4 protein-coding genes are annotated in these 4,180 nt (G+C 69.8%); 3 read left to right on the plus strand and 1 reads right to left on the minus strand.

Features of this window, described 5'->3' with window-relative positions:
* Positions 1–988: 988 nt before the first annotated feature.
* A complete protein-coding gene (locus ABZ641_RS27780) occupies positions 989–1,708 on the plus strand; it encodes a hypothetical protein (RefSeq protein WP_359985974.1) in 720 nt (239 codons plus the stop codon).
* 33 nt (positions 1,709–1,741) lie between these two features.
* Positions 1,742–2,035, plus strand: coding sequence for a DUF1330 domain-containing protein (locus ABZ641_RS27785; protein ID WP_344622978.1), 294 nt, complete (start codon positions 1,742–1,744; stop codon positions 2,033–2,035).
* A gap of 105 nt (positions 2,036–2,140) precedes the next feature.
* Here ABZ641_RS27785 and ABZ641_RS27790 read toward each other — a convergent pair whose 3' ends face one another.
* Positions 2,141–3,301, minus strand: a complete 1,161-nt coding sequence (locus ABZ641_RS27790; protein ID WP_359985977.1) for a transposase — start codon at positions 3,299–3,301, stop codon at positions 2,141–2,143.
* Between the two features lie 23 nt (positions 3,302–3,324).
* Between ABZ641_RS27790 and tnpA the strand changes: the two genes are divergently transcribed.
* Entirely contained in the window at positions 3,325–3,753 is a 429-nt protein-coding gene (gene tnpA / locus ABZ641_RS27795; protein WP_359985980.1) for an IS200/IS605 family transposase, read from the plus strand.
* Positions 3,754–4,180: the final 427 nt, after the last annotated feature.

Raw genomic sequence — 4,180 nt, forward strand, 5'->3', positions numbered from 1 at the left:
CAGCGCACCCGGTGCCATGACCGCGCGTCCCCCTCCCCCTGCCGGTGGGCCGCCGAACGCCCTCCTCGGTGTGCCCGTCCGGAGAGCCGGACTCCGGCACGACCCCGCGCTCCTTCCTCACGAAGGACGCGGGGCCGTTCGGCGCAGCTCACGCTAGGGGCCGCCCGACCGCGGCCGACCGCTCCCTGACGCTCCCTTGACGCCTGCGACGGTTTTCCTGACGGATCATTGACGGTGGAGGCGCCGTCAGCTCTCGAACTTCCTACTGCCCGAGCACCGCCTTGATGAGCCCGTACAGCATCTTCGGAACTCCCGTGCCGGGTCGACGGCGGCGTCGGATGGTGTCGGCGGGCGAGGGGGACGGCGAGCGTCTCGCTGGGGCTCGGCCGTACGCCAGCGCAGGGGCGTTGGACTCGGCCCGGCCAGCCGTGAGCCTCCAAAGGGTCTTGATTGCGGCGGCGCGGCTTCCGGGGAACGGTCCGTGTCCTGCCGCCCCGGCCGGTCGGGGGACGGTGCGCTGATGTGTGAGGACTCAGGACATGCTTGACGTTCCGTTCTCAGGAATTGCTTGACGGCTTTCGGCGGGACTGGTGACTGGGCCATGCCTTGATCCGGGAGACGGGGCCCGTCGGTTGTGCGGGGATGGACGGCCAGTTCCTCGCCGTCGTGGACTACCCGGAGTGGCCCGGGACCACCTCCCCGGGGAGCGCAGCGCGGCCGTGATCGCCCTGATCTCGGTGGTCTCGATCATCGGGGCCGGCGTCGGCTACCCGCTGGCCGCACTGCTCGCCGAGCTCGGCGGGGTACGGGCCGCCTACGGCCTCGGCCTGGTCGTCACCGCCGCCGCCCTCCTGACCGCGTGGCGCTCCATGCCCGAAGCCCCCGAAGGCCGCTCCGCCCACGTGGACGTGGCAGGCGCGGTCGTCCTGGCCGCTGCGCTGCTCCTGGTGCTGCTCCTCGCCGGAATCTGTGGAGCCGGCACCTCGCCGTGGCGGCGGGCCTCGCCGCCGTCGCGGTGGTGCTGCTCTGCGCCTGGGCCGTCATCGAGCTGCGCAGCACGACGCCCCTGGTCGATGTGCGGGCGGTGCGGCACCCGGCGGTCGCCGGGGCGAACCTCGCCATGTTCGGCGGCGGGATCGGCATGTACCTCCTGCTCACGCTCATCACCCGGTACGCGCAGACACCGCACGGCGCCGGCTACGGCTTCGGGCTGACGACCATCGTCGCCGGGCTGGTCCTCATCCCGTTCTCGGTGCTGGGGTTCGTCGCCGGCAAGCTCACGCCGCGGGTCCGGACGCGGATCGCCGACCCCCTGCTGCTGGCCGGCAGCGCCGTCGTGGTCGGCGGCGGGTTCGCCCTGTTCGCGGCGGCCCGGTCGGACCTGGCCGAACTGTTCGCGGCGATGGGCGTGCTCGGCTTCGGCGTCGGCGGCTTCTCGGCCGCGATGCCCGGCGTCATCCTGGCCGTCACCCCCAAGAGCGAGACGTCGAGCGCCATGAGCTTCAACTACGTCGTCCGCAGCGTCGGGTACTCCCTGGGCAGCGCCATCGGCGGCCTGATCCTCGCCGCGGGCACCGGCCCCGGCCACCTCTTCCCCGACGACAGCGCCTACACCACCGCGGCGCTGGCCGGCATCGGCGCCATGGCGATCACGACGCTGACGGGCCTCGCCCTCGCCCGCCGACGCCCGTCCGAGACCAACTCGTAAGCTAGGTAAACTTATTACAACACTGGAGGTGCCATGCCCAAGGGCTACTGGGTCAGCGTCTACCGCACCATTTCAGATCCTGAGAAGCTGGCTGCTTACAACGAGCTGGCCGGTCCGGCCGTCAAGGCCGCCGGCGGTCGGACCTTCGTCCGTGGCGGTCGGGTCGTGGCGCATGACGCCGGAATCGCCGAGCGCACCATCCTGGTCGAGTTCGACAGCTTCGAGCAGGCCGTCGCGGCGCACGAGAGTGCGGCCTACCAGGAGGCGCTGGCCGCCCTCTCCGACGGCGTCGAGCGCGACTTCCGCATTGTCGAAGGTATCGACTGACCGAGGTCCGGTCGGATCTTCAGTCAACTTGACCTGGCCCTGAAGGGACCGGGCTTGTGGGTAGGGCGCGGCTGGCTGCCGCGTGGCCTCCCACGTCTGAGCCGCCTATGGGGTGGCTGGGACGCGTGACTCACGCCCCGCGGTCCACGCGGTCGCGCCTTTGCGGGCGATGTTGTGGGACGCGTTGTCGTCCGCGTGCATCATGACGCCGCAGGCGCGGCACGCGAACGTTGCTCGTGACTGGCGGTTGCGCCGGTCGATGTGGTGGCACTGGGAGCATTCCTGGCTGGTGTACGCCGGATCGACGTACACCAGCGGCACCCCGGCCCGCTTCGCCTTGTACTCCACGAAGGCGGCGAGCTGGTGGAAGCTCCACGAGTGCACGGTGGCCCGCTGGTCCTTGCGGAGCCGTACCCGGCTGCGGATGCCCGTGAGGTCTTCCAGGGCGATTCCGGAGCCGGTGCGTTCAGCGGTGGTGACGACGGTCTTGGCGACGATGTGGTTGACGTTGGCGGTGTGCCGGGCTTCCTTGCGGGAGCGCTTCTTGAGGAGGCGTTTCGCGGCCTTGGTGCCCTTGGCCTGGAGCTTCTCGCGGAGGTCGAGCTGCCGCTTGCGGTGCCGGTTCAGGCCGCGCCCGGCGGCCCGGTACCCGGTCGAGGCGGTGGCGATGTTGGCGATGCCGAGGTCCACTCCGATGAAGAAGGTCGGGTTCTCGTTCGGCGGAGCCTCGGGAACGTCGCAGGTGGCGATCAGGTAGAACACGCCGTCGCGTTCGATCAGGTCGGACTCGCCCTGCCGGTGGTCGCGGAGCATCTTGAGCGCGTCCGGCGAGCAGGCGAAGCGCACGGCCTTGAGGCGTCCGGCCGTCGTCCAGATGCTCACGGTCTGCTGGTCCAGCTGCCAGGACAGGCAGCGGTCGTCGTAGGGCTGCGCGGCTGCGGGGCGGAACGTGACCGGTTTGGACTCCGCCTTGCGGCGGCGCTTGGAACCGGGCTTGCCGAGGTTCCCGGCGCGGATGTTCGCCTTCAGGGTGGTGTAGGCGTCGCGGACCTTCTTGATGACGTGCTGGGCGGCCTGTGCCCCCAGTCCGCGCGCCTTCAACTCGGCGTAGGTGTGCTTGCGAAGCTCGTACTCACGCGGTACCCCACGCTCGAACGCCACCACCGATACCCAGTTCGCCGACTCGTTGACCGTGCGCAGGGTCGCCCGGAGGCCGGCGGCCTGGTCGGCCTCCGGCGTCAGCTTCACCTGCACCACGACCTTCACGGCCCCGACCCTAGCATTGATCTATGTCACCACGCTGGGAGCCAAACCCCGATATCCGCAGGGGTCGAACAGTCGTTTACACGCTGCATGCGCATTTGGTCTTCACTACCAAGTACCGGCGCGGACCGTTCACCGACGAGATCCTTCGACGCTGCGAGGAGATCATGCGCGCGGTCTGCGCCGACTTCGAAACCGAGCTGGTCGAGTTCAACGGCGAGAAGGACCACGTCCATTTGCTCGTGCACTACCCGCCGAAGGTTGCCCTGTCCCGGCTGGTCGGCTCACTCAAGGGTGTCTCCGCCCGCAGGCTCCGCCAGGAGTTCCCGGGCCACATCCGCACGTACCTGTGGGGCGAACACTTCTGGTCCCCCAGCTACTTCGCCGCCTCCTGCGGCGGCGCGCCACTGAGCATCATCAAGGAGTATATCGAGAACCAGAAGCGATCCGACTGACCGTCCAGCTTTCCGGAGCGATGCTGTGGCGCTCCGCGCCGCAGCGCGAAGGATGCGATTCCTCCCGGCCGTAAACGGCCGGGGTTCCTCGCAAGATCACGCTGAAGATCCGACCATCGTGGTTTTCGCTGCTGCGGCTGCTGGTGCGGCGGGATTCGTGGGTGCTCGTGCTGGTCGTGGGCGGCTGTCTTCGGTCTTGATCGTCTGTCAGCGGTCGAGTTCGAGGTTCGTCAGGACGAGCAGGGCGCGGAGCAGGTTGGTGGCGGGTGGTGTGTGAGGTGTCGGGGGGCGGGATCAGGCCGCGGCTGTCCGGCGAAGGCCCCACGCAATCCGGCCCGTCCGAGGGTTCACCCGACCCGGTGTCGACCGGCGCGGGTGGGCCACCACACCCCCGGCATGCCGCCGTGCCCGGCCGTCCGCAGCGCCG

The sequence above is a fragment of the Kitasatospora sp. NPDC007106 genome, assembly GCF_040634455.1.
Taxonomy (GTDB): domain Bacteria; phylum Actinomycetota; class Actinomycetes; order Streptomycetales; family Streptomycetaceae; genus Kitasatospora; species Kitasatospora arboriphila.

What these genes read in the sequence shown, in the direction of transcription:
- tnpA (WP_359985980.1), top strand. Translation starts at nt 3,325, where the DNA reads ATGTCACCACGCTGGGAGCCAAACCCCGATATCCGCAGGGGTCGAACA.
- ABZ641_RS27785 (WP_344622978.1), top strand. Translation starts at nt 1,742, where the DNA reads ATGCCCAAGGGCTACTGGGTCAGCGTCTACCGCACCATTTCAGATCCT.